This is a genomic window from Pseudarthrobacter xylosi, from assembly GCF_055412765.1.
Window position 1 is genome coordinate 225,220 of the sequence record NZ_JBVAYT010000001.1, and the last position, 26,970, is coordinate 252,189.

General features: G+C 66.0%; 26 protein-coding genes. 9 read left to right on the forward strand and 17 right to left on the reverse strand.

Annotated elements, in window-relative coordinates; translation table 11 throughout:
- Nucleotides 1-23 precede the first annotated feature (23 nt).
- Nucleotides 24-2,792: a winged helix-turn-helix domain-containing protein gene (locus tag ACZY1F_RS01085; protein ID WP_463939825.1), complete on the reverse strand. Its 2,769-nt coding sequence runs from the start codon at nucleotides 2,790-2,792 to the stop codon at nucleotides 24-26.
- 118 nt (nucleotides 2,793-2,910) lie between these two features.
- On the opposite strand from ACZY1F_RS01085, the gene ACZY1F_RS01090 reads away from it, so the two are divergent.
- Nucleotides 2,911-3,405: a DUF1801 domain-containing protein gene (locus ACZY1F_RS01090; RefSeq protein WP_463939826.1), complete on the forward strand. Its 495-nt coding sequence runs from the start codon at nucleotides 2,911-2,913 to the stop codon at nucleotides 3,403-3,405.
- A gap of 16 nt (nucleotides 3,406-3,421) precedes the next feature.
- Here ACZY1F_RS01090 and pta read toward each other — a convergent pair whose 3' ends face one another.
- Nucleotides 3,422-5,500: a phosphate acetyltransferase gene (pta, locus tag ACZY1F_RS01095; RefSeq protein WP_463939827.1), complete on the reverse strand. Its 2,079-nt coding sequence runs from the start codon at nucleotides 5,498-5,500 to the stop codon at nucleotides 3,422-3,424.
- 152 nt (nucleotides 5,501-5,652) lie between these two features.
- Here pta and ACZY1F_RS01100 point away from each other — a divergent pair, with 152 nt between their 5' ends.
- The 5 genes from ACZY1F_RS01100 to ACZY1F_RS01120 all read left to right on the forward strand — a co-directional run bounded on the left by ACZY1F_RS01100 (nucleotide 5,653) and on the right by ACZY1F_RS01120 (nucleotide 9,504).
- The gene (locus ACZY1F_RS01100; RefSeq protein WP_463939828.1) at nucleotides 5,653-6,126 is read left to right on the forward strand and encodes a hotdog fold thioesterase; all 474 of its coding nucleotides are present in this window, start codon (nucleotides 5,653-5,655) and stop codon (nucleotides 6,124-6,126) included.
- Between the two features lie 7 nt (nucleotides 6,127-6,133).
- Nucleotides 6,134-7,489, forward strand: coding sequence for an AMP-binding protein (locus tag ACZY1F_RS01105; protein ID WP_463939829.1), 1,356 nt, complete (start codon nucleotides 6,134-6,136; stop codon nucleotides 7,487-7,489).
- Nucleotides 7,490-7,579: 90 nt separating this feature from the next.
- A complete protein-coding gene (locus ACZY1F_RS01110) occupies nucleotides 7,580-8,185 on the forward strand; it encodes a TetR/AcrR family transcriptional regulator (protein WP_463939830.1) in 606 nt (201 codons plus the stop codon).
- A gap of 112 nt (nucleotides 8,186-8,297) precedes the next feature.
- Nucleotides 8,298-8,591 (forward strand): hypothetical protein, encoded by a 294-nt coding sequence (locus ACZY1F_RS01115; protein ID WP_463939831.1) that lies wholly within the window; start codon nucleotides 8,298-8,300, stop codon nucleotides 8,589-8,591.
- Between the two features lie 169 nt (nucleotides 8,592-8,760).
- Nucleotides 8,761-9,504 carry a hypothetical protein gene (locus ACZY1F_RS01120; RefSeq protein WP_463939832.1) on the forward strand — a complete coding sequence of 248 codons (744 nt, stop codon included), beginning with the start codon at nucleotides 8,761-8,763 and terminating at the stop codon, nucleotides 9,502-9,504.
- Nucleotides 9,505-9,593: 89 nt separating this feature from the next.
- Here ACZY1F_RS01120 and ACZY1F_RS01125 read toward each other — a convergent pair whose 3' ends face one another.
- Both ACZY1F_RS01125 and paaZ read right to left on the reverse strand, forming a co-directional pair.
- Nucleotides 9,594-9,989: a VOC family protein gene (locus tag ACZY1F_RS01125; RefSeq protein WP_463939833.1), complete on the reverse strand. Its 396-nt coding sequence runs from the start codon at nucleotides 9,987-9,989 to the stop codon at nucleotides 9,594-9,596.
- A gap of 179 nt (nucleotides 9,990-10,168) precedes the next feature.
- The gene (gene paaZ / locus ACZY1F_RS01130) at nucleotides 10,169-12,271 is read right to left on the reverse strand and encodes a phenylacetic acid degradation bifunctional protein PaaZ (protein ID WP_463939834.1); all 2,103 of its coding nucleotides are present in this window, start codon (nucleotides 12,269-12,271) and stop codon (nucleotides 10,169-10,171) included.
- Between the two features lie 131 nt (nucleotides 12,272-12,402).
- Here paaZ and ACZY1F_RS01135 point away from each other — a divergent pair, with 131 nt between their 5' ends.
- Nucleotides 12,403-12,849 (forward strand): PaaI family thioesterase, encoded by a 447-nt coding sequence (locus tag ACZY1F_RS01135; RefSeq protein WP_463939835.1) that lies wholly within the window; start codon nucleotides 12,403-12,405, stop codon nucleotides 12,847-12,849.
- Between the two features lie 62 nt (nucleotides 12,850-12,911).
- Here ACZY1F_RS01135 and ACZY1F_RS01140 read toward each other — a convergent pair whose 3' ends face one another.
- The 9 genes from ACZY1F_RS01140 to ACZY1F_RS01180 form a co-directional block, all read right to left on the reverse strand.
- Entirely contained in the window at nucleotides 12,912-14,984 is a 2,073-nt protein-coding gene (locus tag ACZY1F_RS01140; RefSeq protein WP_463939836.1) for a S1 family peptidase, read from the reverse strand.
- 22 nt (nucleotides 14,985-15,006) lie between these two features.
- A complete protein-coding gene (locus tag ACZY1F_RS01145) occupies nucleotides 15,007-15,255 on the reverse strand; it encodes a hypothetical protein (protein WP_463939837.1) in 249 nt (82 codons plus the stop codon).
- Nucleotides 15,252-15,968 carry a tyrosine-protein phosphatase gene (locus ACZY1F_RS01150; protein ID WP_463939838.1) on the reverse strand — a complete coding sequence of 239 codons (717 nt, stop codon included), beginning with the start codon at nucleotides 15,966-15,968 and terminating at the stop codon, nucleotides 15,252-15,254. Before ACZY1F_RS01150 ends, ACZY1F_RS01145 begins: the two co-directional genes overlap by 4 nt.
- A 74-nt stretch (nucleotides 15,969-16,042) precedes the next feature.
- Nucleotides 16,043-16,651: a GNAT family N-acetyltransferase gene (locus ACZY1F_RS01155; protein WP_463939839.1), complete on the reverse strand. Its 609-nt coding sequence runs from the start codon at nucleotides 16,649-16,651 to the stop codon at nucleotides 16,043-16,045.
- 9 nt (nucleotides 16,652-16,660) lie between these two features.
- The gene (locus ACZY1F_RS01160; protein ID WP_463939840.1) at nucleotides 16,661-17,521 is read right to left on the reverse strand and encodes a 3-hydroxyacyl-CoA dehydrogenase family protein; all 861 of its coding nucleotides are present in this window, start codon (nucleotides 17,519-17,521) and stop codon (nucleotides 16,661-16,663) included.
- Nucleotides 17,518-18,351, reverse strand: a complete 834-nt coding sequence (locus tag ACZY1F_RS01165) for an enoyl-CoA hydratase/isomerase family protein (RefSeq protein WP_463939841.1) — start codon at nucleotides 18,349-18,351, stop codon at nucleotides 17,518-17,520. The genes ACZY1F_RS01160 and ACZY1F_RS01165 overlap by 4 nt, the downstream gene beginning before the upstream one ends.
- Nucleotides 18,351-19,562 (reverse strand): thiolase family protein, encoded by a 1,212-nt coding sequence (locus ACZY1F_RS01170; protein ID WP_463939842.1) that lies wholly within the window; start codon nucleotides 19,560-19,562, stop codon nucleotides 18,351-18,353. The genes ACZY1F_RS01165 and ACZY1F_RS01170 overlap by 1 nt, the downstream gene beginning before the upstream one ends.
- A 90-nt stretch (nucleotides 19,563-19,652) precedes the next feature.
- Entirely contained in the window at nucleotides 19,653-20,294 is a 642-nt protein-coding gene (locus ACZY1F_RS01175) for a pentapeptide repeat-containing protein (RefSeq protein WP_463939843.1), read from the reverse strand.
- 20 nt (nucleotides 20,295-20,314) lie between these two features.
- Nucleotides 20,315-20,773, reverse strand: coding sequence for an SRPBCC family protein (locus ACZY1F_RS01180; RefSeq protein ID WP_463939844.1), 459 nt, complete (start codon nucleotides 20,771-20,773; stop codon nucleotides 20,315-20,317).
- A gap of 134 nt (nucleotides 20,774-20,907) precedes the next feature.
- Between ACZY1F_RS01180 and ACZY1F_RS01185 the strand changes: the two genes are divergently transcribed.
- Nucleotides 20,908-21,087, forward strand: a complete 180-nt coding sequence (locus ACZY1F_RS01185; RefSeq protein ID WP_463939845.1) for a CsbD family protein — start codon at nucleotides 20,908-20,910, stop codon at nucleotides 21,085-21,087.
- Between the two features lie 103 nt (nucleotides 21,088-21,190).
- Nucleotides 21,191-21,916: a dienelactone hydrolase family protein gene (locus ACZY1F_RS01190; protein ID WP_463939846.1), complete on the forward strand. Its 726-nt coding sequence runs from the start codon at nucleotides 21,191-21,193 to the stop codon at nucleotides 21,914-21,916.
- Between the two features lie 182 nt (nucleotides 21,917-22,098).
- On the opposite strand, the gene ACZY1F_RS01195 is transcribed toward ACZY1F_RS01190, so the two are convergent.
- From ACZY1F_RS01195 to ACZY1F_RS01210, 4 genes are all read right to left on the reverse strand, one after another.
- Nucleotides 22,099-23,559 (reverse strand): amino acid permease, encoded by a 1,461-nt coding sequence (locus ACZY1F_RS01195; RefSeq protein ID WP_463939847.1) that lies wholly within the window; start codon nucleotides 23,557-23,559, stop codon nucleotides 22,099-22,101.
- Between the two features lie 189 nt (nucleotides 23,560-23,748).
- Nucleotides 23,749-24,102: a Rieske (2Fe-2S) protein gene (locus ACZY1F_RS01200; RefSeq protein ID WP_463939848.1), complete on the reverse strand. Its 354-nt coding sequence runs from the start codon at nucleotides 24,100-24,102 to the stop codon at nucleotides 23,749-23,751.
- Nucleotides 24,099-26,615: a nitrite reductase large subunit NirB gene (gene nirB / locus ACZY1F_RS01205; RefSeq protein WP_463939849.1), complete on the reverse strand. Its 2,517-nt coding sequence runs from the start codon at nucleotides 26,613-26,615 to the stop codon at nucleotides 24,099-24,101. Before nirB ends, ACZY1F_RS01200 begins: the two co-directional genes overlap by 4 nt.
- Complete coding sequence (locus ACZY1F_RS01210; RefSeq protein ID WP_463939850.1) at nucleotides 26,615-26,962, reverse strand: molybdopterin oxidoreductase; 348 nt, start codon at nucleotides 26,960-26,962, stop codon at nucleotides 26,615-26,617. Before ACZY1F_RS01210 ends, nirB begins: the two co-directional genes overlap by 1 nt.
- Between the last annotated feature and the right edge of the window lie 8 nt (nucleotides 26,963-26,970).

Here is a 26,970-nt window from a genome sequence, read left to right on the forward strand (position 1 = left end):
ACAGGGTGAACCTGGTAGGTCAGCTACATCAGGCCGCGGTCACGGGCACTGCGCACTGCCGCCCGGCGGCTGCTGACGCCGAGCTTGGTGAAGATGTGTTTGGTGTGCGTGCGCAGTGTGTTGTGCGAAATGAACAGCGCGCGGGCGATCTCCGGCCCGCTCAGTTCACTGTCCAGGAGCCTGAGGACCTGCAGCTCCCGCTCACTCAGCGGATCAACGTCCGACGTCGGCCGGTCTCCCTGGCCGGAACGTGGCGGTTGCGGGGGCTCACCCAAGCTGAGCAGGCGGCGGGCGCGGTCCCGGACGCGGGCGTCAGCACCGCCGTCGTGCGTTGCCTGCACCGTTGCCTCAGACCTGGCCTCACCCAGCAACTCGACCATTGATGGCCCTTCGTCCAGGAACAGCCGCACGTACTCGTCCGGTTCGGGCGTGCCAGCCAGCGCAGATCCGAGCGCCTCCAGCGCCTGCCGGCGGTCGCCCAGTAGGTTGTACGCAAGAGCCTGCAGCACGCGGATCTCCACCGCACTGCCCGCCCGTCCCTGTGCCGAGGCCAAGGCGAGAAGCCGGTGCAGCAGGTCAACCACACCCTCGGCCACGCGGGTATCCGGGTGGACCAGCCGCTGGGCAATCAGCAGGCGAACCAACGTGAGGTGGCTGTATTCGTTCATGTAGCTGACGTCGTCGGTGACGGAAATCCCGCGTCCACTCGCCCAGCCGGCGGCCCCGGACAGGTTGCCCTGGCGTACCCAGACCCTGGCTTTGATGGCCGGGATGGGGCGCACCTCCGGGAAGAAGCCCGGCCGGAAAAGCTGCTCCGCCTGGTCCAGGTAGCTGATGGCGGCGTCCGGGTTGCCCTCATCCTGGGCAAGAAGCCCCATCGCAACGAACCACCGGTAGCGGCTTTCGGTCATCGGCCCCCGTTCCACGAACGCTGCGGCGGATTCGAGGTGCCTTCTGGCTTCGCTGAGGTCTCCGGCCTGCCGGCAGATCTCGCTCAGCCCCACATGCAGCTCGGCGCTGGCCCGTGCCATTGCGTTGCCGCGGGCGTCGGCCTGCTGCAGCGCCTTCTCGCAAATCCTGCGCGCCTCGCTGGGCCGGCCTGCCGCCAGCCACATGTCGGCGAGAATCACCGTGGTGCTGAGCTCGTCCAGCAGGTTTCCGGCCGCGCGCAGGCTTGCCACAGCAGGAGGGAACGTCCCCAACGCCCCGCGCACATCGCCGTCCGCCCACGCTGCAAGCCCCAGGAAAGCCCCCGCCGCGCCGCGCGCAAAATGGTGCTCCGGGCCGGCCAGGTCCAGCGCTTTTCGGGCATAGGCCAAAGTGCCGGCCACATCTCCCCCGGCCTGCGCGAGCGAAGCCCGGTACATGGCAATGGTCGCGGGCAGCATCTGGAGCTCCTCGTCGTCCGGAGGCTTCGATCCGTCCGGCGCCGCGCGCTCATCGACGGCGGGCGCGGCGTCCGCGAGCGCCCGCTCAGCGTCGTCGAGCCGCCGCTCCAACCCGCGGAGATCGCCGGCAACCAACAGCGCCCCGCCGGAGAACACGCTCAGCACCGGACTGCGCCGGATGAAGGCGTCGGGCAGTTCCTTCAGCCAGCCGAACAGCATGGCGTCCCGCCGGGTGCGCCGAAGAACCGGCACGGCCTGTTCCACCAGGGACGCGGCCCGGTCAAAGTCCTGGCCGGCCAACGCGTGCCGGACGGCGTCCTCGGCGTGGTCATGCGCCTCATACCAGCGGCTGGCACGCTCATGCAGCAGCGGAATCTGCCCGGGCTGCTCGCTGAGCAGGCGCCCCCGCAGGACATCAGCGAAGAGGTGGTGGTAGCGGTACCACTCGCGCTGGTCGTCCAGCGGGATGACGAACAGATTGGCGCGCTCCAGGGTCACCAGCATGGTGCTCCCATCCTCCCGGCCGGTCACGGCATCACAGAGCGGCCCGGTGAGCCTGTCGAGCACCGCGGTGTGCAACAGGAAACTGCGGACGGCTGCCGGCTGGTGCTGCAGCACTTCCTCCACCAGGTAGTCCACGATGTATCGGTCGTCTCCGGCGAAGTGCTCGATGAATCCGGCGGCGTCCTCACGTCCCCTGAGCGACAACGCGGCGAGCTGAAGCGCCGCAATCCAGCCCTCCGTCCGCTGGTCCAACGTGGACACCTGCCCGGCGGCCAGATCCAGTCCCGCAATGTCTTTGAAGTAAGCGGCGGTCTCGTCAGGAGTAAACCGCAGATCTGCGGCGCGGATCTCCACCAGCTCTCCCCGCACGCGCCAGCGGGACAGCGGCAGGCTGGGGTCGGACCGGGTGCTCACCACCACGTGCACCTGCGGCGGAAGGTGCTCCAGGAAGTAGGCCATGCCGGTGCCGACCGCGTGGCTGTCCACCACGTGGTAATCGTCCAGCACCAGCCATAGGTCCGTCGGCACGGCAGCGAGGTCGTTCACAAGTGCGGTGACGACAAGCTCGGTTGCCAAGGGTGGGGACGCGATCAGCTCCAGCGCCGAGGAGCCGACGCCGGGCACCGCGCTCTGGAGCGAGGCGACAACGCAAGTCCAGAATGAGGCCGGCTCGCTGTCCGTCGGATCCAGGGACAGCCAGGCCACGCACCGGTCCTGGCCGGATGTTTCACCAAACCAGTCGGCCAGGAGCGCGGTCTTCCCGAATCCGGCGGGGGCGGACAGCAGCGTCAGTCCGGCATCCGCGCCGAGGCGCAGTTTCTCCCTCAACCGGGGGCGCACCACACAGCCCCGGCGCGGCGTGGGGACATAAAGCTTGGTGGCCATCATCGAACGTTTCATGGGATCCGGCTCCAGCCTAGCCTCCCGCGAGAGCGCAATTGATCCGGTTGGTGAACATTGCTGACCGGGTCGTATGCCTCTGGCTCCTTCTCTCGCTGCGTGGGGAATAATACTCTCCATGACCAGCAGGGACACCGGTAATGGGGACGCCCAAAAGCCTGCCACGCGCACAGCGGCCCATGTCGACGTCGCCACCACGCTGCCGGAAGCCATGACCGGCCGGGCAAGCCCCGCGAAAGCGGCGGTCGGCGACAAGCCGGTCTTCGCATATATCGCCAGCCTGCCACAGCCGCAGCGCGGCATCGCCGAAGCCGTCGATGCGCTGGCGGCAAAGACCCTGCCCGGCCTCCGGCGCTCCGTGAAGTGGGGCATGTCGTACTACGGCGTCGGCGACGGGTGGTGCTTCAGCTGCGGCGGTTTTGCCGGCCATGTCAAGCTCAGGTTTGTGAATGGAGCGGCGCTCGAGCCGGTGCCGCCGGTGACACCGGTGGGGATGGGCAAGTCGACACGGGGTGTGGAGCTCGAATCCCTGGACGACATCGACGAACCCCAGATCGCGGCGTGGATGAAACAAGTCGCGTCTGTGCCGGGTGTTGGGGGCAAGAAGCGCTGACCCCTGGGCTTGCTGCTCAGGAAACCGGCACCTGCGCCTGGATGGCCGTGATGGCCACCGTGTTCACGATGTCCTCCACGGTGCAGCCGCGGGAGAGGTCGTTCACCGGCTTGCGCAGGCCCTGCAGGACGGGCCCGACGGCGACCGCCCCGGAGCTCTGCTGCACCGCCTTGTACGTGTTGTTGCCGGTGTTCAGGTCCGGGAAGATGAACACGGTCGCCTGCCCTGCCACCGACGAGCCCGGCATTTTGGAGGCCGCGATCGAGGCGTCCACGGCGGCGTCGTACTGGATGGGGCCTTCGACGGCGAGATCCGGGCGGCGTTCGCGCACCAGTTCGGTGGCCTGCCGGACTTCGTCCACGGCCTCACCGGAACCCGAGCCGCCGGTGGAGTAGGACAGCATGGCCACGCGTGGCTCCACGCCGAACTGCACCGCGGTTTCGGCCGAGGCGAGCGCGATGTCGGCGAGCTGCTCCACGTTGGGATCGGGATTTACGGCACAGTCGCCATAGACCAGCACCCGGTCCGGCATCAGCATCAGGAACACGGAGGACACGATCTTCACGCCGTCGCGCGTTTTGACGAACTCCAGCGCCGGGCGGATGGTGTGCGCCGTGGTGTGCGCGGCGCCGGACACCATGCCGTCTACCACGCCCAGCTGGACCATCATGGTGCCGAAGTAGCTGCCGTCCTGCATGATTTCCAGCGCCTTGGGCAGGTCCACGCCCTTGTGCGCGCGCAGCTCGGCGTACTTCTCGGCGAAACCCTGCCGCAGTTCCGAGGTGGCCGGGTCCACGATGTTGATCCCGGCGAGGTCGACGCCGTTGGCGGCTGCCAGCTCGCGGACGTCGCTTTCCCGGCCCAGCAGAGTGAGGTCGCAGACGTCGCGGCGGTGCAGGATTTCGGCGGCCTGCAGGATCCGGACGTCGGTTCCCTCCGGCAGCACCACGTGCCGGCGCTGCCCCCTGGCGCGTTCGATGAGGTCGTGCAGGAACCGCAGCGGGGTCATCCGTTCCAGGCGCGGCAAGTGGAGGCGTTCCACCAGCTCAGTCTCGTCCACCCGCCTGGACCACAGGCCCAGCGCGGATGCCACCTTGCGGCGGTGCCCGGACCAGATCTCGCTGCGGACCTCGGAAACCCGCTTGGCCGTGGTGTAAGTGTCCTCGCTGGCGGCAAACACAGGGAACGGAGCCTGCGCCAGGAGCGGGTAGATATTGGCGTCCGGGGACAAGCCACCGGTCAGGATCAGCGCCGACGGAACCGGGAATTCCGGCGAGAACGACGACGCTAGGCAGGCCACCATCACGTCCGCCCGGTCGCCGGGAACGATCACCAGGGCGCCCTCGTCCAGAACGTTCAGGAAGTTGCCCACGTTCATGGCCGCCACCTTGATGTCCCGGACGTCGCGTTCCATGTCCGCAAGACCGGCGATCTGGCGTACCCCGAGGGCTGTGGCTACTTCGCCGGTGGTGGGCCGGGCGATTTCATCCAGCTCCGGCAGCACATAGACGGGCCGATTGGATGCACCCGGCTTGATGGCGGCGGCGATTTCCTCCACCAAGTCCGGGTCCGCGCGATTCACCATGATGGCCAGCAGGGAGCATTTTTCCGCCACCAGTTCCTTGCGGGCAACCTCGACGGCGGCCGCTGCCTCCGCGACGCTGAGACCCTTGGCGCCCACCACGGCGACCACCGGCGCGGCCAGGTTGTTGGCCAGCCGGGCGTTGAGGTCAAACTCGACGGCGGCGTCCTGGCCGGTGAGGTCCGTCCCCTCCACAATCACCACGTCGCAATGCTTGGCGATCTCGGCGAAGATCTCCACGCAGCGCGCATCGATGTCGGCACGTTTTCCGTCGGCCAGGAGGGCACGCACTTCGGCGGACGTCAGCCCGCCACGGCAACGGTCGTCGTCGAGCGCGAAGCGTGATTTCATCAGCGCCACCATGGGGTCATCGGCGGCATCCGGGCCGTGGACCACCGGTTTGAAGAACCCGATCCGGTCCGCGTGCCGGTGGAGCGTGTCCGCGAGGCCCAGGGCCACGAGCGACTTGCCCGATCCCGGGGTGGTCGCGCTGACGTAGATGCCTTTGGCCATGGTCCGCCCTTTGCTGTGCGTGGTGCCGGTCCCTCCATCCTTGCACTTCCCCGGCAGAGCAGTGTCCAGAAAACGGCCCGGCCCTTGACACCGGCACCACATCTGGGATTACCTAATGAACATTCGGTATATAAAGCTGGAGGCAATGACGCATGGCTGAAGCAGCACTCTCCGGGGCCACCCACCCCATCCTCGAAAACGACTACGCCTCCGAATGGATGGGCATCGAAGTCCTCGCCGTCAGCGACGGGCACGCCACCATCCGCATGAAGCTCCGGCAGGAAATGCTCAACGGCTTCGGCATGGCCCACGGCGGAATGATCTTCGCCTTCGCCGACTCCGCCTTCGCCCTGGCCTGCAATCCGGTGAACCCCACGCCGGAAGAAATCAACAACATCACCGTTGCCGCCGGCGTCGACATCAACTTCCTCAAGCCCGCCTACCGCGGCCAGGTCATCACCGCCGTCGCGGACCGCCGTTCCAGCTCGGGCCGCAGCGGGCTCTACGATATCCAGATTTTCGCGGCCGACGCCGGTGCGCAGCCCGGTTCACTGCCCAGTTCCGGCACGCCGGGTGAACTCATCGCCGAGTTCCGCGGACGCAGCCGAACCATCCCCAAGAAGTAGGAAAACCATGACCCTCCACGCCCCCGAAACCCCCTCGCCGCAGGCAACTGCAGATCCCGTCCTGGACCGCGAAGAAACCATTTCCCGCGACGAACTCGAAGCACTCCAGCTCACCCGCCTGCAGCACACGGTGGCCTACGCCTACAGCCGTGTGCCGCTCTACAAGCGCAAGTACGACGACGCCGGCATCCACCCCACGGACCTGCGTGAACTCAGCGACCTCGGCAACTTCCCCTTCACCACCAAGGAAGACCTGCGCGCCGAATACCCGTTCGGTATGTTCGCCGTCCCGCAGAGCGAAGTCGCCCGCGTGCACGCGAGCTCGGGCACCACGGGCCGGCCCACCGTCGTCGGGTACACCAAACAGGACCTCGCCGACTGGGCCAAACTCGTGGCGCGCTGCCTCCGGGCGTCCGGCATCCGTCCCGGCATGAAGGTCCACAACGCCTACGGCTACGGCCTGTTCACCGGCGGACTGGGCGCGCACGCCGGCGCCGAAGCACTGGGCTGCACGGTGATCCCGATGTCCGGCGGGCAGACCGAACGCCAGATCCAGCTCATCCAGGACTTCCAGCCGGACGCCATCCTGGCCACGCCCACCTACCTGCTCACCATCGCCGACGCCATGGCGCACATGGGCATCGACCCGACGTCGACCTCCCTCAAGTACGCGGTCCTGGGCGCGGAGCCGTGGACGCAGGAGATGCGGCACGAGCTCGAAGTGACCATGAACATCAAGGCCTGCGACATCTACGGCCTGTCCGAGGTGATGGGCCCGGGCGTCGCCGGCGAGGCCGTGGAGACTCAGGACGGCAGCCACATCTGGGAGGACCATTTCCGCCCAGAAATCATCGACGCGTTCAATCCCGTAGTAGGCAAGGAAAACGTGCTGCGCGACGGCGAACACGGCGAGCTGGTGTTCACCTCGCTCACCAAGGAAGCGCTGCCCATCATCCGCTATCGCACGAAGGACCTCACCCGCCTCCTGCCCGGCACCGCCCGCCCTGCACACCGCCGGATGGGCCGCATCACCGGCCGCAGCGACGACATGATCATCCTGCGCGGCGTGAACCTGTTCCCGTCCCAGATCGAGGAAATCGCGTTGCGCATCCCCGAGCTCAGCCCGCACTTCCAGCTCGAACTCACCCGCCCGGAGGGCCAGCGGATGGACCAGCTGACGGTCAGGATCGAACGCCGGGACGCGGTTTCGCTCGAGCAGAGTACGACGGCGGCGCGCGCCTTGCAGGAGCAGATCAAGATCCACGTAGGTTCTTCGTGCGCCGTTGACGTGGTGGAGCCGGGCTCGCTGGAGCGGTCCAACGGCAAGCTGCGCCGGATCTACGACCTCCGGCCCAAGGCGTAGCCCGCACCAACCCTGCGCGAACGGACACTTAAGCCCCCGCCCCAAGCGCCGCTACCGGGATTACCGAACGTTCATGGGAAAATAGCCGGTATGCCCACTACAGCAGCCCCCAACAAGCGCGGCCGTCCCGGTTACGACCAGCAGTCGGTGCTGCTCATCGCCGTCGAAGTCTTCAACCGGCACGGCTATGACGCCACGTCCATGGGAATCCTCGCCGAGAACCTGGGCATCTCAAAATCGGCCATCTACCACCATGTGCCGTCCAAGGGCGACCTCCTGAAGCTCGCGCTCGATCACGCGCTGGGCGGCCTGGAATCAATTCTCGAACAGCCCGGGGCGCAAAGCGGCGCGGCCGATGCGCGGCTTGAATTTGTCCTGCGGCAGACCGTGGCGGTGCTCGTGGAGCGGCTGCCGTTTGTCACGCTGCTCCTGCGGTTGCGGGGCAATACTGATATTGAGCGCGATGCCCTGGAACGGCGTCGCGCGTTTGATCACGAGGTGGCCGCCCTCATTTCCGCAGCCCGCGACGAAGGATCGCTGCGCCAGGACATTGATCCGCGCACCGTCACGCGCCTGCTGTTCGGCACCATCAACTCAATCGTGGAATGGTACAAACCGGGCGGCTCCCTCACGCCGGAAAAACTGGCCGACGACGTCATCACCATCGCGTTCGACGGGCTGCACGCGCAGCACTAGGCATTCCACGCGCTCAACCACCGCGCCCACCTGGAAACTAAGCGTGCTTGGTAATCGCTGGTCTTCCCCGCTACGGTGAAAGCTCAAGCGCCACCGACAGGAAGGTACAACAATGAGCCACCCTAAGGAAGAAGCAGAGCCTGGCTTCATCGTCCCGGACCCGTCCGGCCTCCGCGAGGATATTGCTGGAGACGCAGGCGACGAAGCCTATGCCATTCGCTTCAGCGAAGAGCAGGCCCTCATCGAAGAACAGGCCCACGGCATCCGCCCGGACACCTACAGTGTGCCCGCCGGCGAACCCAGCATCGATGAGGCGCGGGAAAATCTAGACCTGTCCGACCAGGCCGCCACGGAGCGCGAGGAAGACAGCAGCGACGACGGCCTCCACGACGGCGCCGAGTCCTAGCCCCTTCCCCCGACGCGCCATCACCAATGATCCCCGCCAGCAATGGCGGGGATCATTTCTGTTCTCATAGCTGTGGATTTGGCACAGGATGGGCAGCCCTGCCCATCGCGCACCAATTAATCCATACATTAGAATTAATGTCGCATCACTTACCCAGGGGGAAACCATCATGATCAAGAATCAATCTGCACTGCGTCCAATCGCCTTTCTCGGCCTCGCCGCCGTTATGGGGCTGGGAATGGTGGCCTGCGGGGGCTCACCGGCCGCCTCCGAAACAGCATCTGCGTCTGAGTCATCCACTCCGTCGGCTACCGCGTCGGCCAGTCCCAGCGCGACGGCATCCAGCTCAGCCGCGGCATCTGCAGGCGGAAGCGGAACCGCCAAAGAAATTACCGATCCTGGCACCAAGCTGACCTTCGGCAAAACGGCAAACACGCATACCAACACGGGCAAGGACCCGGCGGACCCCAAGTACGTCGAGGCCACTTTCACGTCCACCGTCACCAAGATCGTTGCCGGCACCGAGGCGGACCTCGCCAGCTTTAAGGACGCTGCCAAGTTTGCCGGCCAGACGCCCTATTACGTCTTCACTGACCACACGCTGGAGAGCCTGAGCAAGCCCTCAGCCGGTATCAGTGAGCCCAAGGTGGGTGCACAGCTCAAAGACGGCACAGACGCGCAAAAGCTTATTGTGTTCGGCGCCATGGACCAGTGCAAGGACAAACGCTTCGAAACAACCGGCAAGGGCGATGACCTCAGCCTCAAAGTGGGCAGCACCATGACCTCATGCCAGGTGTTCCTGGCTCCCGCCGGTGATGCAGTGACCAAGGCGGACTACACGGATGCTGGCTTCGTCTATGCCAGCTACAGCGATAACCCGTTCCGTAAGAACCCGATCGTCTGGTCCGAGTAATTCAAGTCCGGGACGGCGCGTTTGATCACGGGCTCCACGCGCAGCACTAGGGAGTGCTCCCACGCGCCAAGGGCGACCTACTGAAGCGGTCAGAGCTGGTATTCGGCCTGCATGCCCAACGTCTCGTGAACGCAGAGGATGTTGTGCTCCGTGTCCATGAACCAGGCGCACTTCTCTGAGTCCGTGGTGCAGATGTGGTTCTCGGTCTTCAGGTTGGGCAGGTCGTAATCCTGGAACCGGACGCCCTTGGCTTCCATGTCCTGCACGATCCGCTCAATGTCACGCACCTCGAAGCTGAGGGCGGTGTGCTCGGAGTGTTTCCCGTCCGAGACCGGCAACAACTGCAGCATCGGGCCGCCGTCGCTACCGAGTAATTCGCTTCCATCGTCTGTCATTCCGCGGTGCGGGAGGCCCAGTTTTTCGGTGTAGAAACTGCGGGCGCGCGCTGCGTCATCGACGGGCAGGATGGTTGTGGCTGTGTTCATGGCTAGGTTCATTTGGCCACCTCCTACGGTGGAAATTTTACGCCTGAGCGACCTGGAAAGACCCCAACGCTCTCTCACGTAATGCAGGAAAACCCCCGATGCTCTCTCACTTTCCTCAAGAAAGTGAGAGAGCATCGGTCAAAAACCCGCCAAAGGTGAGAGAGCGTCCGGGGGTGGGGTTACTTTTCGACGAGGGTGAGGACGTCGTAGGTGGCCACGATGTCGTCGTTCTGGTTGGTCAGGAGCGCGTCCCAGGCCACCTCGCCGTACTCGTCGGTTTCCCGCGGCGTGATCTTCTTCGCCGTCAGGGTCACCCGGATGGAATCTCCGGCGGCTACGGGTGTGATGAAGCGGAGGTTTTCCAGACCGTAGTTGGCCAGGACCGGTCCCGGTGCCGGCTCCACAAAAAGCCCGGCGGCCCAACTCAGCAGCAGGTATCCGTGCGCCACGATCCCCGGGAAGAACGGGTTGGCTTCAGCCGCTTCCTGGTTGGTGTGGGCATAGAAGGTGTCTCCGGTGGAGTTGGCGAAAGCCGTGATGTCCGCCAGGGACACTTCCCTCAGGCCGGACCGGACGGCGTCACCGATCCTCAACGTGGCCAGCGACTTCCGGAACGGGTGCGTCCCCTCGGTCTCCACCGTGAAGTTCCGGTCCGCCCCGGTGTGCCAGAGGCCGGTGACGGCGGTGAGCATGTTGGGCGAACCCTGAATGGCAGTGCGCTGCATATGGTGCATCACCGAGCGGATGCCGCCCAGTTCCTCGCCCCCGCCGGCGCGGCCAGGGCCCCCGTGGACCAGGTGCGGAACCGGCGACCCGTGGCCGGTGGAGCTGCGGGCGTCCTCGCGGTTGAGCATCAGGACACGGCCGTGGTGGGCGGCGATCCCGGTGACGAGTTCGCGCGCCACGGCCGGATCATTGGTGCAGACCGAAGCCACCAGCGAGCCGCCACCCCGGGCGGCGAGGCGGACGGCGTCGGGCAGGTCCTTGTATCCGATCACCGAGGCCACCGGGCCGAACGCCTCCAGCGAGTGGATCGCGTCAGCCTCAGCGTCAGCCCAGCTGAGCACCACCGGCGACATGAACGCGCCAGCATCCACTACGCCCGTGGCGCCGCCGGCAGAGGTGACCGACGGCGAATCAAGCGTTCCGTACGCAAGCTCCCCGCCGGCATCGAGCATTGACTGCACCGCGGCACGGACGTCAGCGAGCTGCTCGAGCGACGCCAAAGCGCCCATGGTGACACCGTCTGCGCGGGGATCCCCCAACACCACACGCTCATCCACGCGCTTGCCGATCGCGGCGATCACCGCCGGCACCAGCTCCTGCGGGACGATGGCGCGGCGGATGGACGTGCACTTCTGGCCGGCTTTGACCGTCATTTCGGTGACCACGGACTTGATGAAGGCGTCGAATTCCGGGGTGCCCTCCACCGCGTCGGGCCCGAGGATGGCGGCGTTGAGGGAGTCCGTTTCGGACGTGAACCGGACGCCGCCCTGCACCACGTTGGGATGCGATTTCAGGGCCAGCGCGGTGGACGCGGAACCGGTGAAGGCCACCAGGTCGCGGTAGTCCAGCACGTCCAGGAGGCCGCGGACCGAGCCGGAAATCAGCTGCAGTGAGCCCTTCGGCAGAATGTTCGATTCGATGATGGCCTTCACCACGGCCGCAGCCACATACCCGGTGGGGGTGGCCGGCTTGACGATGGTGGGCACTCCGGCGAGGAAGGCGGGCGCGAGTTTCTCCAGCATGCCCCAGACCGGGAAGTTGAACGCGTTGATCTGCACCGCAACACCAGGGATGCGCGTGTAGATGTGCTCGGCCACGAACGAACCGTCCTTGGACAGCACCTCCATGGGGCCGTCCACCACCACCTGCGAATTGGGCAGCTCGCGCCGGCCCTTGGAGCCGAACGTGAAGAGGACGCCGATGCCGCCGTCGATGTCGATCATCGAGTCGATCTTGGTGGCACCGGTCTGGGCCGAAAACGTGTAGAAGTGCTCGCGCCGGGCGTTCAGGTACTGCGCCAGCTCCTTGAGCTTCAGCGCGCGCTGGTGGAAGGTCAGCTTTCCCAGTTCCGCCTGGCCGGTGGTGCGGCCGTAATCCACGACGGCGGCAAGGTCCAGGCCGTCGGTGCTCACCTTGGCCAGGACTTCGCCGGTACTCGCATCCCGCACGGGGACAGCGGAAGCTGCCGAACCGTCGTCGGGAGTCCACCAGGAATCCTGGATGAAACTGGGAACGGTTTGGACTGTGTCGACTGTGGCTTCGGCAGTGGTGGTCATCGTTGACGGGTCCTTCCAACACGGGGACAAACGGGGCCAGGGCTTTACTGACCGTCCGTTCGGTAATATGTCTACAGTACATGACTGTGCCGTGCCGCACACTGGAAGTTCTGCCTCGCCTAAGGAGATCCATGACCGCCCTATCCCCCGACGACACTCCGCCGCACGCCGCTGCCCATGCCGCCACACCGTGGAAAATCGTACTCGGCGAGCTCGACGAGAAGATGGGTGTGCAAATCCTGGAGGAATCGGTCGAGCGCGTGGTGGCCACCATGCCTGTGGAGGGCAACCGGCAGTCGTTTGGGTTGCTGCACGGCGGCGCCTCCCTGGCGGTGGGCGAGGCCGTGGGCTCCTGGGCGGCCGTGATCCACGCCAGCACGCTGGGGAAAACCGCAGTGGGGGTGGACGTTTCCGCGACGCACCACCGCTCCGCGCGCGAAGGCCAGATCACCATCACCGCCACGCCCATCCACCTCGGCGGCACCCTGACCACCCACGAGGTCCTGATCACCAACGACGCCGGCCAGCGCCTCTGCACGCTGCGCATCACCAACCTGCTGATGAAGCCGAAGAAGTAGCCCCCCAGCCCCAAGTAGGTAGCAGCACATGTCGGTTTCAGCCCTCAAACCGACATCTGCTGTTACTCAGTTGGGGTGGAGCGCTGCCGCTTCCGCCGCTTCACCAACATCAGCAACACACCGCCAACGGCGAGCGCACCAGCGGCGAGCGCGGCAAACAGGACCAGCCCGGATGCGCCGGTGTTGGCGAGGCTGGCCGCCCGGCTGTCACCCAGCGGACGTACGACGGCGGCACTATCACTCGCCGGAGGCAACGCACCGTTCGCGGTTGATTCGTTAGCCGGCGGCGCGGATGGCGGGGCCTGCTGGGCGGGCGGGGCGACAGGGGCGACAGGGGCGAACTCGAAGGCCGCGGCACCCGATGTGCTGAAGCCGTTGACGGTTTCGGCCGTGAAACGCAGCGGCCCGGCCACAGCAGGGGCAGTAAAGGACCACGCCCCAGCAGCGTCCACGGGGACCTCAAGGGGCGCCTGTCCACTCACGGTGATCCTGATCTTCGAACCCGCTGCGACAGCCGATGCCGGAGCCGCGGCCACTACACCCGTGACGGTCTGGCCGGCGTCGAACGTTGCCCCCGGCGCGGGCGACGACACCGTCGGCTTGTTGAGGAAGAGTTCCAACTGGTAGCCGGGAAGCACGGCCATCGCGTCGTCGAGCGTGGCGGCGATGGCAAAGTTCTTGACGAAGTTGCCATTCGCATCGGGGGTATCCCCGGCCGAGTGTGTGCCCACAGCGTAGTTCCCGCTGACCCAGGGCCCGCCTGAATCTCCGCCGCTGGATTGGACGTCGAAGGAGAGGAAACCGTTGAAGGCCCGCAGGTCTGCGGGGGCCGAGGTGATGCCCTGGACCATGTAGATCCCCACCTCGTCGATGGTTCCGCAGGACCATGCTGACGTGCGGCCGGAGCGGCAGACCGGCTGGCCCACAACCGGGGCGGCCGTTCCGACGATCTTAACGTCGGGGCCCGGCTCTGACGGATCGCCCCACGTACTGGCGGCGGGCAACGGGTTCAGGCCTGCGCGGAGTTTCTCGATAACGGCGATATCCGTTCCGACGTTGCCGGGGTTGGTCAGGTCCAGCGGATTCAGGACTGTGGAGTTTCCGGGTCCGCCGAACTGGCTGAAACCGAACTTTCCGAGCAGCCCGGCAGGCACTCCCTGGACTTGGAGCGTGGCCGTCTCCGCGGCGCCGTCAGCGCTGCAGTGGCCGGCCGTGAGGACTGCGGGGAGGCCTGCGGGGTCAAAGGCCGAGAAACCCGTGGAACAGACAATGCCGTTGTCAGCGGCGTAACCCAATCCTCCGGGGACGTCCGCCTCGGGCGCCAGCGGCGCCCCGGCGTCGAGTTCCACGTTGGCGTAGCGGGCCACAAACTCGGCCGGCGAGATCTTGCCGTCTGTGGTGGGGCTGGTGAGGCCCGGGTCCGTGAGACCCGGATTTCCGGCGCCGGCCGAGTCCGGCCCCGTTGCCTCGGCTCCGTTGATGCCTCCCATGCGGACTACGAACCTGCTGCCGGTGAACGCCACGGCCTGCAACCCGGCCGCGCCCACGTCCCGGAGGTACGCCTGGTACAACTCCTTGGTGCTCCGGGCCAGTTCGGTCCCGGTCGCCTGAGTGCCCGTCACAGCCGGTGTGTCAGCACCGTCAGTAGGAGCGTTCGACGGCGGTGCGCCAGACGGCGTGTCAAAGGCGACGGCCGGGATAGTCACGCTGAGCCGGGCCATCTCCGCCTCCAACTCGGCCCCAGAGCCAGCAACAAGGATGCTGGCGCCGTGGATCCGGGTTCCAAGGTAGCCGGGGATGTCCCGAAGGGCCGCGGCAACGTCCGCGGCCTGCTTGCCCAGCTCGCCAGCGGCCGCGAACTCGTCGGGGGTCAGGCCAAGATCGCGGCGGGCAGCTTCCCGAAGGCCGGCGTCGCTGGGCTTGGTGTCGCTCGGCTGGACGTCACTCGGCTGCACGTCACTGGCTCCGGAACCTCCCGCCGTCGGGCCCTCCACAGCGTCCGGCGACACGGCGGCCGGCGACGCAACCGGCGGCGGCTCGACAGCCGGCTGCTCAGCAGCCCAAGCCGGCACGGCCCCGAGCCCCACGGAAAATGCCACTCCGGCAGCCGCTGCGGCTGCAAATACGCGTTTCAACCTGTGTGCCGTCGCTTTCGTTCTATTCATCTGTATCGCCCCGCCGTGCAACGTACGCGGCGACCACCGCGGCCAGGCACAAAACTGCACCGCCCACCATGAGGAAGATCTGACCCGGGAGCCACTCGCCGTCGACGGTCCCATCGCCGAGCCCGAAGTTCTCCTCCGTGGTCCCGAAATCCGAAGCGAGGACGGCCCAGAACGGCCCGGCCACAAGCATCACCACTCCCGCCAACGCGAGCGAGGCCGCCACATACTTCATGGAATTCATGGCGCCACCCGGCTGCCGAGCAGGCTCAGGACGGCGCCCAGTTCGGCCTCGGACAGGCCGTTTCGCAGCAGGAAGGTACGCGTATCCAGTTCCCGGACGAACTCCACCACGGCACGGCCGCGCCGCTCCAGCAGGGGTGTCAGTTCAGCGTCGTCGATGTAGCGTTCGCCAGCGTGGGGCGGACCGTGTGTTCGGAAGCGTTCGTTGATGCCGCGGGCGGCTTTGGTGTAGCCGTCCGCAATGAGGTGGTCCGGGTCGCCGGCAAGGTCCTGCAGCATGGCTGCGACCATGCCGCTCCGGTCCCGGCCCGCCGCGCAGTGAACAACGACGCCGCCGGCTTCGGCTGCCGCGACAGCGCGGAACACCGCCACGAACTTCTCCGGGTAGAGCCGGACATTGTGCAGGTAGTGGGCAGGGTCGTTGAGGTACGGCCCGCAGACGGCGGTGAACCGCGGATCGTCGGGTTCTTCTGTGGGTGCCGAGACGATCGTGACGCCGGAGCATGCCGATTCGGCCACGGCGGGGTCGGTGTCCCGGCGCCGCGCTTCACGGGAGTTACGGAGATCAATCACGGTGCGGACGCCGTCGTCGTACGCCTGCCGCCAACCCGCTTCGGTGAGCCATTCGCGGCGTCCCATCCGGTAAACGCGGCCGGCAACATGCCAGGCGTTCACGGCTCCGTCCCAGCCCACGGCTCCCCCTGTCGTCTCCACTCGCTCAGCTAACCACAAAGCCGCCACTGCCTGCACGCACTGGGCGCGTAGTGGGGCACAAAAGGTAGTACGCGTTACGCGTGCTTGGCGAGCCTGTACTCCAGACCGTTCCGGACCATGGGCCACTCGTGCTCCAGGATTGAAAACACCACGGTGTCGCGAAGCACTCCATCCGCGGTCCGGGAGTGGTTGCGGAGTACGCCGTCCTGTTTCGCGCCAAGGCGGGCGATGGCTTCGCGGGACTGGTGGTTGAGCCAGTGCGTCCGGAACTCGACCGCCGGGCAGCCAAGGGTCTCGAACGCGTGGCGCAGGAGCAGCAGCTTGGAATCTGGATTGGTTCCGGTGCCCTGTGCTGACGCCGCATTCCACGTGGAGCCGATCTCCACACGGGGAGTGCCGGAATCGATATTCATGTAAGTGGTCATCCCGATGATCCGGCCCGGGCCCCCGGTGGCCGGATCGATCAGCCGCGTGGTGAAGGGCAGCATGGACCCCTGCTCCTGCAGTCCCAGCCTGCGGTCGATCTCCGCGGCCATCCCGTCCGGCGCCGGGACCGAGGTGTACCAGAGCTTCCACAGCTCGCCATCCTGCGTGGCCGCCACAAGGCCATCATGGTGATCGCGTTGCAGCGGCTTGAGCACCACGTGCCGGCCGGTCAGGGTGAGGGCTTCAAAGAGGGTCACCCGGAAATCTTACTCAGCCCAGTCGAAAAAGCCCTTGCCTGCCTTCCGTCCCAGTTCGCCGCGGGCCACTTTGTCCTTGAGGATCTGCGGCGGGGCAAACCGCTCCCCCAGCGTTGAATGCAGGTACTCGGCGATGCCCAGCCGCACGTCCAGGCCCACAATATCCGTGGTTCGAAGCGGGCCGGTGGGGTGTTTGTAGCCCAGGACCATGGCGGCGTCGATGTCCGCCGCGGACGCAACGCCCTCTTCCACCATGCGCATCGCCTCCAGCGCTATGGCCACGCCCAGCCGTGAGGAGGCAAAGCCCGGTGCGTCATTGACGACGACGGCGGTCTTGCCGAGTGCCTCGACCCACCTTTTCGCCGCTGCAGCGAGGTCCGGGGACGTCTGCTCGCCGAGCACCACTTCAATGAGCGTTGAGGCGGGGACCGGGTTGAAGAAGTGCAGGCCCAGGAAGTTCTGCGGGCGCTTGAGTTCGCGTGCCAGGCCGTTGACCGACAGCGACGAGGTGTTGGAGGCCAGGTACGCGTGATCGGCCAGGCGCTCCTCGATGCCGCGGAGCGAGGTGACCTTCAGGTCCCATTCTTCGGGCACGGCTTCGACCACCAGCTGGCGGTCCCTAAAGTCGTCGTAGTCCACCGTGACAGCGAGCCGCGAGACCATCTCATCGAGGTTGGCATCGGTGGCACCTCGCTCGATGCTTTTAGCGGCCGCGGATTCCACACGTTCGCGGGCGGCTTCGGCGGACGCTTCATCGCGTTCCACCACCAGGACGTTGGCCCCGTTGATCAGGAACGCATGGGCAATTCCCGCGCCCATGCGGCCGCCGCCCAAGACACCGACGGTGGAGGGAAGGTTCGGGTTCGTCATGATTTCGTCTTCTCTGATTTCTTGTCGCCTGATTTTTTGCCTGCTTTTTTGTCAAGAAACGACTGCATGCGGTCAAACTTGGCCTGGGATTCAAAAAGGATCCCCTGCGCCAGCTGGTCGATCAGCGGGTGGGCCTCTGCCGGGGCATGGAACACCGACTTGGTGATCCGGACGGCCAGCGGGTCCTGGCGGCCGATCCTGTCCGCCAGGTTGTGCGCGGCATCCATCAGGTCCGGTGCCTCATGGATTTCGGTAATGAGGCTGGCAGCCAGCGCCTCCTCAGCCCGGAGCACCAGGCCAGCCAGCAAGATCTGCTTGGCCAACGGCTCCCCCACCAGCTCCTTGAGGCGCCAGCTGGCACCGGCCGCGGCCAGGATCCCCAGCCCTGTTTCGGGGTTGCCGATCCGGACACTTGGCGTTCCGATCCGGAAATCCGCCGCATAGGCGAGCTCCGCGCCGCCGCCCAGGCAGAACCCGTCCAGGGCGGCAATGACCGGCATGGGCAGCTTCGCGATCCGCACGAAAATGCTGGAATTAATGCCCTGCAGTGCATCATCGCGGCGCCGCTCGCGCAGCTGGGCAATGTCCGCACCCGAGGCGAAGACGCCGTCGACCCCTGAGATGATCAGGACTTTCGGATTCTGTTCCAGGGCAGCGCAGACGATGTGCAGTTCGTCCACCATCTGCTGGTCGATGGCGTTCCGGACCTCCGGGCGGTTGAGGAGGACCACCACACGGTCCTCCCGCTCCTCGACCAGGAGGGTGCTGAAGTCAAGGGTGCTCAAGTGTCCGTTCGCGCGTTGTCCGTTCGCGCTTTCCGGGGCGGGCATCAGACACGCTCCAGCAGCATCGCGGTGCCCTGGCCCACGCCGATGCACATAGTTGCCAGGCCGATCCTGGCGTCCTCGCGTTCCATCCGGCCCAGCAGGGTGATGGCGATCCGTGATCCGCTGGAACCGAGCGGATGCCCCAGGCTGATGGCGCCGCCGTCGTTATTCACGGTGTCCGGGTCCAGCCCGAGCCGGCGCATGCTCGCGAGGGACTGCGTGGCGAACGCTTCGTTAAGCTCGACGGCGCCCAGGTCACCGACGCTGAAACCGCTCCGCTTGAGCACTTTCTGCGTCGCCGGGACCGGGCCGATGCCCATGATCTCGGGTTCGCAGCCAGCGGAGGCGCCGTCGATGATCCGGGCCCGCGGCGTCAGGCCCAGCCGGGCGATGGCGGCCTCGGACGCGACGATGATGGCCGAAGCACCGTCGTTCAGCGTGGACGAGTTCCCGGCCGTGACCACGGAACCGCCTGGAACCACGGGGCGCAGCCCGGCAAGGACCTCCAGGGTGGTGCCGGCACGCGGGCCTTCATCGGTATCCACCACCGTTTCTGCCTTGCGGGACTTGACCGTCACCGGGACGATCTCGTCCCTGAAGCGCCCTGCGGCGATGGCGGCGAGGGAGCGCTCGTGGGAGCGGACCGCGAAGGCGTCGGCGTCCTCGCGGGTGATGCCATCCACGCGGGCCACTTCCTCCGCGGTTTCCGGCATGGAGTAGGTCATCTTGCCGTCCCGCGCCAGCTGGCCCTTCTGGAAGAGCGGGTTGACGAAGCGCCAGCCGATGGACGTATCGAAGATCTGTCCCGGTTTGGCGAACGCCGTGGCCGGCTTTTCCTGGGCCCACGGCGCGCGGCTCATGGACTCCACGCCGCCGGCGATCACCACGTCCGCGGCGCCGGACTTGATCATGTGGCTGGCCTGGATGATGGCGCTCAGTCCCGACGAGCACAGCCGGTTGACCGTGATGCCCGGGATGTGGAGGGGAAGTCCCGCCAGCAGGACTGCCATCCGGGCGACGTTCCGGTTTTCCTCACCCGCACCATTGGCGTTGCCCAGGATGACTTCCTCGATGCTCTCCGGATCCAGGCCCGCGCGGGACACGGCCTCGCGCACTACCAGTGCAGCCAGATCATCCGGGCGGACCGCCGACAGCGCACCGCCGTACCTGCCCACGGGAGTGCGGACGCCGCCAACAAGAAAAGCCTCGACCATCAGAACATCCTTTACGCCAGGGAGCCGGAATATTCGGGACCGTCCAGTGACCGTCCTATTTACCGACCGTTCGTTCTATAAAGAGTACACTCACAGAACAACGACGCCGAGGTGCCCGGCCAGGAGCGGCGCCAGCAGGCTCAGCTGATAGTCGTCGATCACCACGCCGGCCAGGCTCCCGAGGCCGCTGATGGTCCGGAAATCCGTGCCGCGAAGGTCAAAGTCCTTCAGTCGCGCGCCAGTGAGATCCAGGGTTCCGATGGTGCAGTTCTTCAGCGCCACCCGCGTCCCTGAGGCAGATCCGAGGTCCAGTTCGTTAATGATGCAGTCGCTGATGACGACGTCGGTCAGCTTGGACCCGCGCAGATTCAGGAAGTCCAGTTTGCCGCCGTCGATCCGGACGGACTGCCAGCCGGTCTCGTACATTTCAGCGGAACCCAGCCGCGGATTGTTCAGCTGCACGTCCCGCCATGTGGAGCGGGCGGCGCGGAACACCGGCGCGTACAGCTCGGACAGGATGCAGTCCCGGAAGGTTGCCCCGCGAAGCTGGGTGTCGTTGAAGGAGACGCCCTGGAACTCACACTCGGCGAAGTCCGTGCCACTTAACTCCAGGCCGTCGGCGGCCGCCCGGCTGTACCGGACGCCGTCGTACCTTTCACCACGCTGGAAGTCCGGGGCGGGATCATCCGTGACATCCTCCAGGCTGACCGGCGAGAGCCGGGGAGCCGTCACCTTGGGGGCCTTTGCCGCCACTAGAGCGATTCCGCTTTGGCCGCGATTTCCGCCAGGTCCTTGGCGAGCGCCTTGCGCGTCATGCTCATGCCCAGCTTGCCGAAGAGAGCCATGGTGACCTTGCTGAAGAGCGTTGGTTTGACCACATCGGCGCCGAAGGTCAGCGTCAGATCCGTGCCGCCGTCGCGCTCGGCCAGGCTGAAGCGCGACGTGTAGTCGGCGCCGCCCTGGAGGGCTTTGACCGTGGTACTGCAGGGAGGATCGGCCTGCGCCACCCACATCTCCACTGTTTCCGAGCGGCCCATCATGGTCCTCGTTTCCTTCCAGCGCGTCCCCTCGCCGTAGGGCCCGTCGCTGAGCATCTGCACGGCGTCGATGCCGGACAGGGTGGCTGCGGAACCCGGGATATCCGAGATGACCGCCCAGACCTTTTCCGGAGTGGCATGGATGTGCTGGGTCAGGCTTGTGCTGTGTTCCATGCATCGAGCCTAGTCGGGGGTACTGACATTCGACAGGCAGCTCATTTCCGAAATTTCTTGAAATGGTAAGCATGCTTTGTGTTAGGCTGAAAATGCATTGTCAGTTCAACGGGAAACGAAAGGTGGCCAGACTCATGGGCCTCGGAGACAAGATCGGTAACGAAGCAGAGCACCTGGGCGGCAAGGCCAAGGAAGCAGCCGGCAACGCCACGGACAACGACAAGCTCAAGGCCGAAGGCCAGGCGGACCAGGTCAAGGCTGACGCCAAGAAGGTGGGCGAAAACGTCAAGGACACCTTCAAGGACAAAGACTAGTCCTTCCACATTCGAACGGCGGCGGATTCCCATGGGGGTTCTGCCGCCGTTCCTGTGTCTGCCCACCCCGACGATTGTTGACGGCGGCGGCTAGCCTTGGCCCATGACTGATGTGGACCTTAGTACCCCGAGTTCCGCTGCCGGCGGTTCCCCTTCGCTCGGCGGATATCTCGCCACACCTGCCGGACCCGGCCCCTTCCCCGCAGTCCTGATGATCCACGAGGCCTTCGGCTTGAACGACCTGGTGCGCGGTCACGCGGACCGGATGGCCCGCGCCGGATACCTGACGTTGGCGGTGGACTTGTTCAGCGACGGCGGCCCGCGCCGCTGCCTGGTCAGCACCATGCGGAGCATGGTCAGGGGAAGCGGCCGGGCATTCACCGACCTCGCCACCGCCCGGACCTGGCTCGCCAATTCGCCGCTGTCCACCGGAAAAACCGGGGTGATCGGCTTCTGCATGGGCGGCGGATTCGCGCTGCTGGTGGCCCGCGACGGTTTCGACGCGGCCTCGGTCAACTACGGCCGCCTGCCCGGCAACCTCGAGGAAGCCCTCCGCGGCGCCTGCCCCGTCGTGGCCAACTTCGGCGGCCGGGACCTCACCCTCAAGGGCGCGGCGGACAAGCTCGAGACTGCCCTGGACAACCTCGGCATCGAAAACAGCGTCAAGGAATTCCCCACCGCAGGGCACGCGTTCCTCAACGAAACAGACCTCGGCCCGGCAGTGTTCCGGCCGCTGGTGCGGGTCATGGGCATCGGCCCGGACCCGGAATCCGCCCCTGAAGCCTGGCAGCGGATAGAAGACCACTTTGCCCGGCACCTCAAGAACTAGGCATCTGAAGGCCTCGGCGCGAACGTACAGTTGGGGCCCTGCGCGGAGGGCCCCAACTGTACGTTCGCGCTCCTCCCGGGGAGAACGACGACGGCGGCGGCCACCTTGGTAGGTGACCGCCGCCGACGTCGGGACTTCTTAGCGTCAGTCCGCTGAGCGTCCCGTCGCTGAAGCGAAAAGTCCTAGCAAAAGAGCTCGCTCTTGGGCTCGTTGTTCCGGACCTTCTGCCAGCCCAGCCACAGGACCAGGGCGAAGAACGGGATGGTGGCCAGGGTCCAGAGACCGAGGTGGAAGACCTCGCCGGTCTTGCTGGTCATGGTGTCGAAGCCGATCAGCACCGTGATGGCCAGCAGCGCAATGAGGCCGGCCCAGCTGCTCCAGGTTCCGCCGGGCGCGGGCAGAGAGGAGACCTTGCCCTTCTTCTTGCGCAGCGCGATCTGGCTGGCGAAGATGGCGCCCCAGGTGAAAATCACGCCGATCGATGCGGAGTTGAGCGCGAGGTCGAAGGCGTGTGAGCCGCCCAGCCAGATGTTCAGCAGGATGCCCACGAGGTAGACGGCGCCGATGGCCAGGATGGCGGCGTACGGCACGTGGCTCTTGGACATCTTGGTCAGCCACTCCGGAGCATGTCCGTTGTTGGCCATGGTGCGGAAGATGCGGCCGATCGAGTACAGGCCCGAGTTGCAGGAGGACAGTGCGGCGGTGATGACGATCATGTTCATGACGTCGCCCATCCAGCCGAGGCCCATCTGCCCGAACACGGTAACGAACGGCGAGGTACCGGCAACGTACTGGTCAGAGGGCAGCAGCATCGCCAGGAGGGTCACGGAACCGACGTAGAACACCACGATGCGGAAGACGACGGCGCGGATCGCCTTGGGAACTTCCTTGGCGGGGTCCTGCATTTCACCGGCCGTGATGCCGACGAGCTCAATGCCGTTGTAGGCGAAGATCACCGCGTTCAGGACCAGGATCATCACCAGGGCACCCTTGGGGAACATACCGCCTTCGGCCGCGAAGAGGTTGTTCACGGAGGCGTGGCCGCCGCCCACCTGGGCGTTGGTGACCACCATGAAGGTGCCCACGGCCAGGAAGATCAGGATGGCGCCGACCTTGAGGCAGGAAGCCCAGAATTCGAATTCGCCGAACGCCTTGACGCTCAGGAGGTTGACGCCCACGAGCAGCAGCAGCGCTGCGATGGCGGACAGTTCAACAGGCACGTTGGGGAAGAAGAACTGGAAGTACAGCCCGATCGCAATGAGCTCTGCGATCCCGGTCATGGCCCAGTTGATGAAGTACATCCAGCCGGACAGGTAGGCGCCCTTTTTGCCGAACATCTCACCGGCGTAGCTGACGAAGGAACCCGACGTCTGGCGGTACATGATGAGCTCGCCGAGGGCCCGCATCAGCAGGTAGGCGATGACGCCGGCAATGGCGTAGGAGAAGATGAGGGCGGGGCCAGTGGAGGCCAGCCGTCCGCCGGCACCCATAAAGAGGCCGACGCCGATGGCGCCACCCATGGCAATCATGGTCACCTGGCGGCCGCTCAGGGATTTTTTGTAGCCCTCGGCGCTGAGGGTGGAGTCGACAACGGCGGATTGCGCCGTCGGGCTCTCGAGGTCTGTGGGGGTACTTTGAGGCACAACAATTCCTTGTGGGTAGCGGATTGGCCGGCACCGGAAACCCCGAGTTTTTGGCCAGATAATTCGGGATAATCCCGCATTATGGGTACTTATGTGGACAAAAACTCTCAGGCGTCGAAGGTTCGCGCGGCCTGTCCATCCTACAAGATCCGAACCGCAGCTAGTGACGCGGGCTACACCCGGGCCCGGTTAAGCCAAACTATTGCCACGTATATGGGGAAACTCCAGAACAATATTCTGTTCAGCATCCGCCTGGACGCTGTACGTGCGCAGAGGTTCGGCGCCGGTGCTGGAGCAGCCTGTTTCCAGGCTGAACGCGTGCTGGTGCAGCGGGCACATCACCACCTGCCGGTCGATCGTTCCGTCCGCGATGGGACCGCCCCGGTGGGGACAGACGGCGGACAGCGCGCGCAGGGTTCCGTCCCTCAGCCGGAAGACCGCCACCTGCTCGCCGTCGACTCCGAAGGCCCGCCCTTCGCCAAACGGGATCTGGTCCACCGGGCCCAGGATGTGGCTGGTGGTGGTGACCGGATCGGCGCTCATCGGACCGGCACCTGGGGCAGGACGGTGAGCGGCAGGGACGTGCGGAACTGGCCCGGCGTGAGCGGATCGTCGCGTTCGCTCCAGGGGTCCACGTAGCTGTCCACGGACGCCTGCATGGCGGCATCCAGCTGAGCGGCGAGGCCTTCGGAATCGTCCACGATCACCGCGCGGAGATGCTCGATTCCCACCCGAGGCACAAAGGAGTAGGTCCGTTCCAGCCAGTTGGCGTTCTCCCGGTAGTACTGCATAAAGCGGCCTGTCAGGACCTTCACCTCCTCCGGGTCATCCACGGTGGCCAGCAAATCGCCCTTGCGGATGTGGGCCCCCGCTGCTCCCCCGACGTAGAGTTCCCAGCGGCCGCCTTCCACAGCCACCACGCCTACATCCTTGACCAGGGATTCGGCGCAGTTCCGCGGGCAGCCGGACACCGCCAGCTTCAGCTTGGCCGGCGACTCGATCCCCTGGAACCGCGACTCGATCTCGATGCCCAGCTTGGTGGAGTCACCCGTGCCATAACGGCAGAAGTCCTTGCCCACGCAGGTCTTCACGGTGCGGAAGCTCTTGCCGTAGGCGTACCCGGAGGGCATGTCCAGGTCCGCCCACACCTGGGGGAGGTCCTCCTTGGGGATTCCCAAAAGGTCGATCCGCTGCCCGCCGGTCAGTTTGATCAGGGGTACGTTGTGCTTTTCGGCGACGTCGGCGATGCGGCGCAGCTGCTGCACGCTCGTCACGCCGCCCTTCATCTGCGGGACCACGGAGAACGTGCCGTCCCGCTGGATGTTGGCGTGCACCCTGTCATTGATGAAGCGGGCGTCGCGCTCGTCGATGTACCGGTCCGCGAGCATCATTTTCAGCAGCGAGGCCAGGCCCATCTTGGACTTTGCGTCCTCGGTGCTGCCGGGAGCCAGTGCCGTGAACACCTGGGAAACGGAGCGCAGGCCCTGCTTGCGGATGGCGGCCATCAGGGCCGGCTTGTCCAGCGGGATCCCGGGCACGTAGTAGCTGGCGGCCGGGTCCTCCACCACAGCCCCGTCCGCGGCCCACTCCACCACCTGCTTGACCAGGAGTTTGCAGGAACCGCAGCCCTTGCCGGCCCGGGTGGCGTCCATGGCGCCGGAGACCGAGGTGCAGCCGCCCTTCACGGCGTCCACGAGTGCCCCTTTCGAAACGCCGTTGCAGTTGCAGACCTGGGCGCCGTCGTCGAGCTCGGCAACACCCACGTCCTCACCCGGCCCGCCGACGTCGAACATCAGCGCGATCCGCTCCTCAGGCAGCGGCAGCCCGCGATCGTAGGCCTGCGTCAGGTAGGCCACCTTCCGGCTGTCCCCCAGAAGCGTGGCGCCCACCATCTTGTTGTCTCGGACCACGATGGACTTGAACACGCCGCGGCTCGGCTCCGAGAAGACGATGTGCTCATCCGTGTCGAGCTCGGGACCGTGTAGTCCCATGGATGCGACGTCGACGCCGGCAACCTTCAGTTTCGTGGCGGTCCGCGAGCCGAGGTAGGCCGACGACGTATCGGCGCCGGTCACGTGGTTGGCTAGCACCACGGCCTGTTCCCACAGCGGCGCCACCAGGCCATAGACCTCGCCGCGGTGCTGGACGCACTCCCCCACCGCATAGATGTCGTCCTCGTCCTGGACGCGCAGCCGGTCATCCACCACGATGGCCCGCTCCACCGGCAGCCCGCTCAGCACGGCCACGTCCACGTTCGGCCGGATCCCGGCGGCCACCACCACCATGTCGCAGGCGATGTCGTCCCGGTCGCGGAGGCTGACGCCGGTGACCCGGTCCGTACCGAGGACAGCAGTGGTACGGCTGGACGTGTGCACCCGGATGCCCAGGGCCTCCACGCTCCTGCGCAGCACCGCACCGCCGTCGGGCCCCATCTGCGCATTCATGAGGTGCCCGCCGGAGTGCACCACCTCCACCTCGATCCCGTGGCTTTTCAGGCCGTACGCCGCCTCCAGGCCCAACAGGCCGCCGCCGATCACCACCGCCCGCCGGTGGTGTTCCTGCTGGGCATGCTGGACCATCTTGCGGGTGTCGTCGATGGTGCGGAACCCGAACACACCGTGCTTCACGGACCCACCCGGCGTGTAGAGGCCATCCATCGGCGGCATGTGGGAGCGGCTGCCGGTGGCGATGATGAGGGTGTCGTACGGCGTCACGCGGCCGTCGCTGGAGAAGACATGCTTGGTAAATTTGTCGATCCGGTCGACACGGACGCCGGCGTGCAGGGTGATGCTGTTCTCGCGGTACCAGGACAGGGCATTCAGGAAGATGTCGGCGTCGCTTTCCTCACCGGAGAGGACGTGGCTGAGCATGATCCGGTTGTAGTTCCCATACGGCTCGTCCCCGAACATGGTGATGGTGAATTGGCCGGCGCCGCCCCGGGCGAGGATCTCCTCCACCGCCCGTGCGCCAGCCATCCCGTTGCCCACCACCACCAGCCGACGGCGCGGCGCGGCACCTGCGTGCCTGCCCTGCTGCCGGTCCAGCACGCTGGTCATCAGTGCTCCACCATGCCCAGGTCCACCACCACGGATCCCCCAACACCATCCGGGGCGGCGAGATAGAGCTCCACCACCGAGCCGCCGTCGATGTCCTCCACCACCCGCAGCGGCACATGGACTTCGCTCTTGGCGCCTATGGGGAAGTACCGCATGGGCACACCGTTGCGCATCAGGACCACCGTGATGAGCTCACTGCTGGAGTTGCCACCCCGGAAATACAGCGTCTGGTTGATGACGCCATCCGGAACGTAGTGCGAGAGTTCGCGGTGGATAGGGACGGGTTTTTCCAGGCCGGTGCCCACAAACGGGAAGATGCCCTGCAGGAAAAGGTTCTTGGTGATCACGGACAGAT

Excerpts from the sequence above, each read along its gene's own strand:
- ACZY1F_RS01190 (WP_463939846.1), top strand. The coding sequence starts at position 21,191 with ATGACTGATGTGGACCTTAGTACCCCGAGTTCCGCTGCCGGCGGTTCC.
- ACZY1F_RS01115 (WP_463939831.1), top strand. The coding sequence starts at position 8,298 with ATGAGCCACCCTAAGGAAGAAGCAGAGCCTGGCTTCATCGTCCCGGAC.
- ACZY1F_RS01105 (WP_463939829.1), top strand. The coding sequence starts at position 6,134 with ATGACCCTCCACGCCCCCGAAACCCCCTCGCCGCAGGCAACTGCAGAT.
- ACZY1F_RS01180 (WP_463939844.1), bottom strand. The coding sequence starts at position 20,773 with ATGGAACACAGCACAAGCCTGACCCAGCACATCCATGCCACTCCGGAA.
- ACZY1F_RS01160 (WP_463939840.1), bottom strand. The coding sequence starts at position 17,521 with ATGACGAACCCGAACCTTCCCTCCACCGTCGGTGTCTTGGGCGGCGGC.
- ACZY1F_RS01165 (WP_463939841.1), bottom strand. The coding sequence starts at position 18,351 with ATGCCCGCCCCGGAAAGCGCGAACGGACAACGCGCGAACGGACACTTG.
- paaZ (WP_463939834.1), bottom strand. The coding sequence starts at position 12,271 with ATGACCACCACTGCCGAAGCCACAGTCGACACAGTCCAAACCGTTCCC.
- ACZY1F_RS01110 (WP_463939830.1), top strand. The coding sequence starts at position 7,580 with ATGCCCACTACAGCAGCCCCCAACAAGCGCGGCCGTCCCGGTTACGAC.
- ACZY1F_RS01145 (WP_463939837.1), bottom strand. The coding sequence starts at position 15,255 with ATGAATTCCATGAAGTATGTGGCGGCCTCGCTCGCGTTGGCGGGAGTG.
- ACZY1F_RS01085 (WP_463939825.1), bottom strand. The coding sequence starts at position 2,792 with ATGAAACGTTCGATGATGGCCACCAAGCTTTATGTCCCCACGCCGCGC.
- ACZY1F_RS01185 (WP_463939845.1), top strand. The coding sequence starts at position 20,908 with ATGGGCCTCGGAGACAAGATCGGTAACGAAGCAGAGCACCTGGGCGGC.
- ACZY1F_RS01170 (WP_463939842.1), bottom strand. The coding sequence starts at position 19,562 with ATGGTCGAGGCTTTTCTTGTTGGCGGCGTCCGCACTCCCGTGGGCAGG.
- ACZY1F_RS01135 (WP_463939835.1), top strand. The coding sequence starts at position 12,403 with ATGACCGCCCTATCCCCCGACGACACTCCGCCGCACGCCGCTGCCCAT.
- ACZY1F_RS01125 (WP_463939833.1), bottom strand. The coding sequence starts at position 9,989 with ATGAACACAGCCACAACCATCCTGCCCGTCGATGACGCAGCGCGCGCC.
- ACZY1F_RS01200 (WP_463939848.1), bottom strand. The coding sequence starts at position 24,102 with ATGAGCGCCGATCCGGTCACCACCACCAGCCACATCCTGGGCCCGGTG.
- ACZY1F_RS01100 (WP_463939828.1), top strand. The coding sequence starts at position 5,653 with ATGGCTGAAGCAGCACTCTCCGGGGCCACCCACCCCATCCTCGAAAAC.
- ACZY1F_RS01120 (WP_463939832.1), top strand. The coding sequence starts at position 8,761 with ATGATCAAGAATCAATCTGCACTGCGTCCAATCGCCTTTCTCGGCCTC.
- pta (WP_463939827.1), bottom strand. The coding sequence starts at position 5,500 with ATGGCCAAAGGCATCTACGTCAGCGCGACCACCCCGGGATCGGGCAAG.
- ACZY1F_RS01090 (WP_463939826.1), top strand. The coding sequence starts at position 2,911 with ATGACCAGCAGGGACACCGGTAATGGGGACGCCCAAAAGCCTGCCACG.
- nirB (WP_463939849.1), bottom strand. The coding sequence starts at position 26,615 with ATGACCAGCGTGCTGGACCGGCAGCAGGGCAGGCACGCAGGTGCCGCG.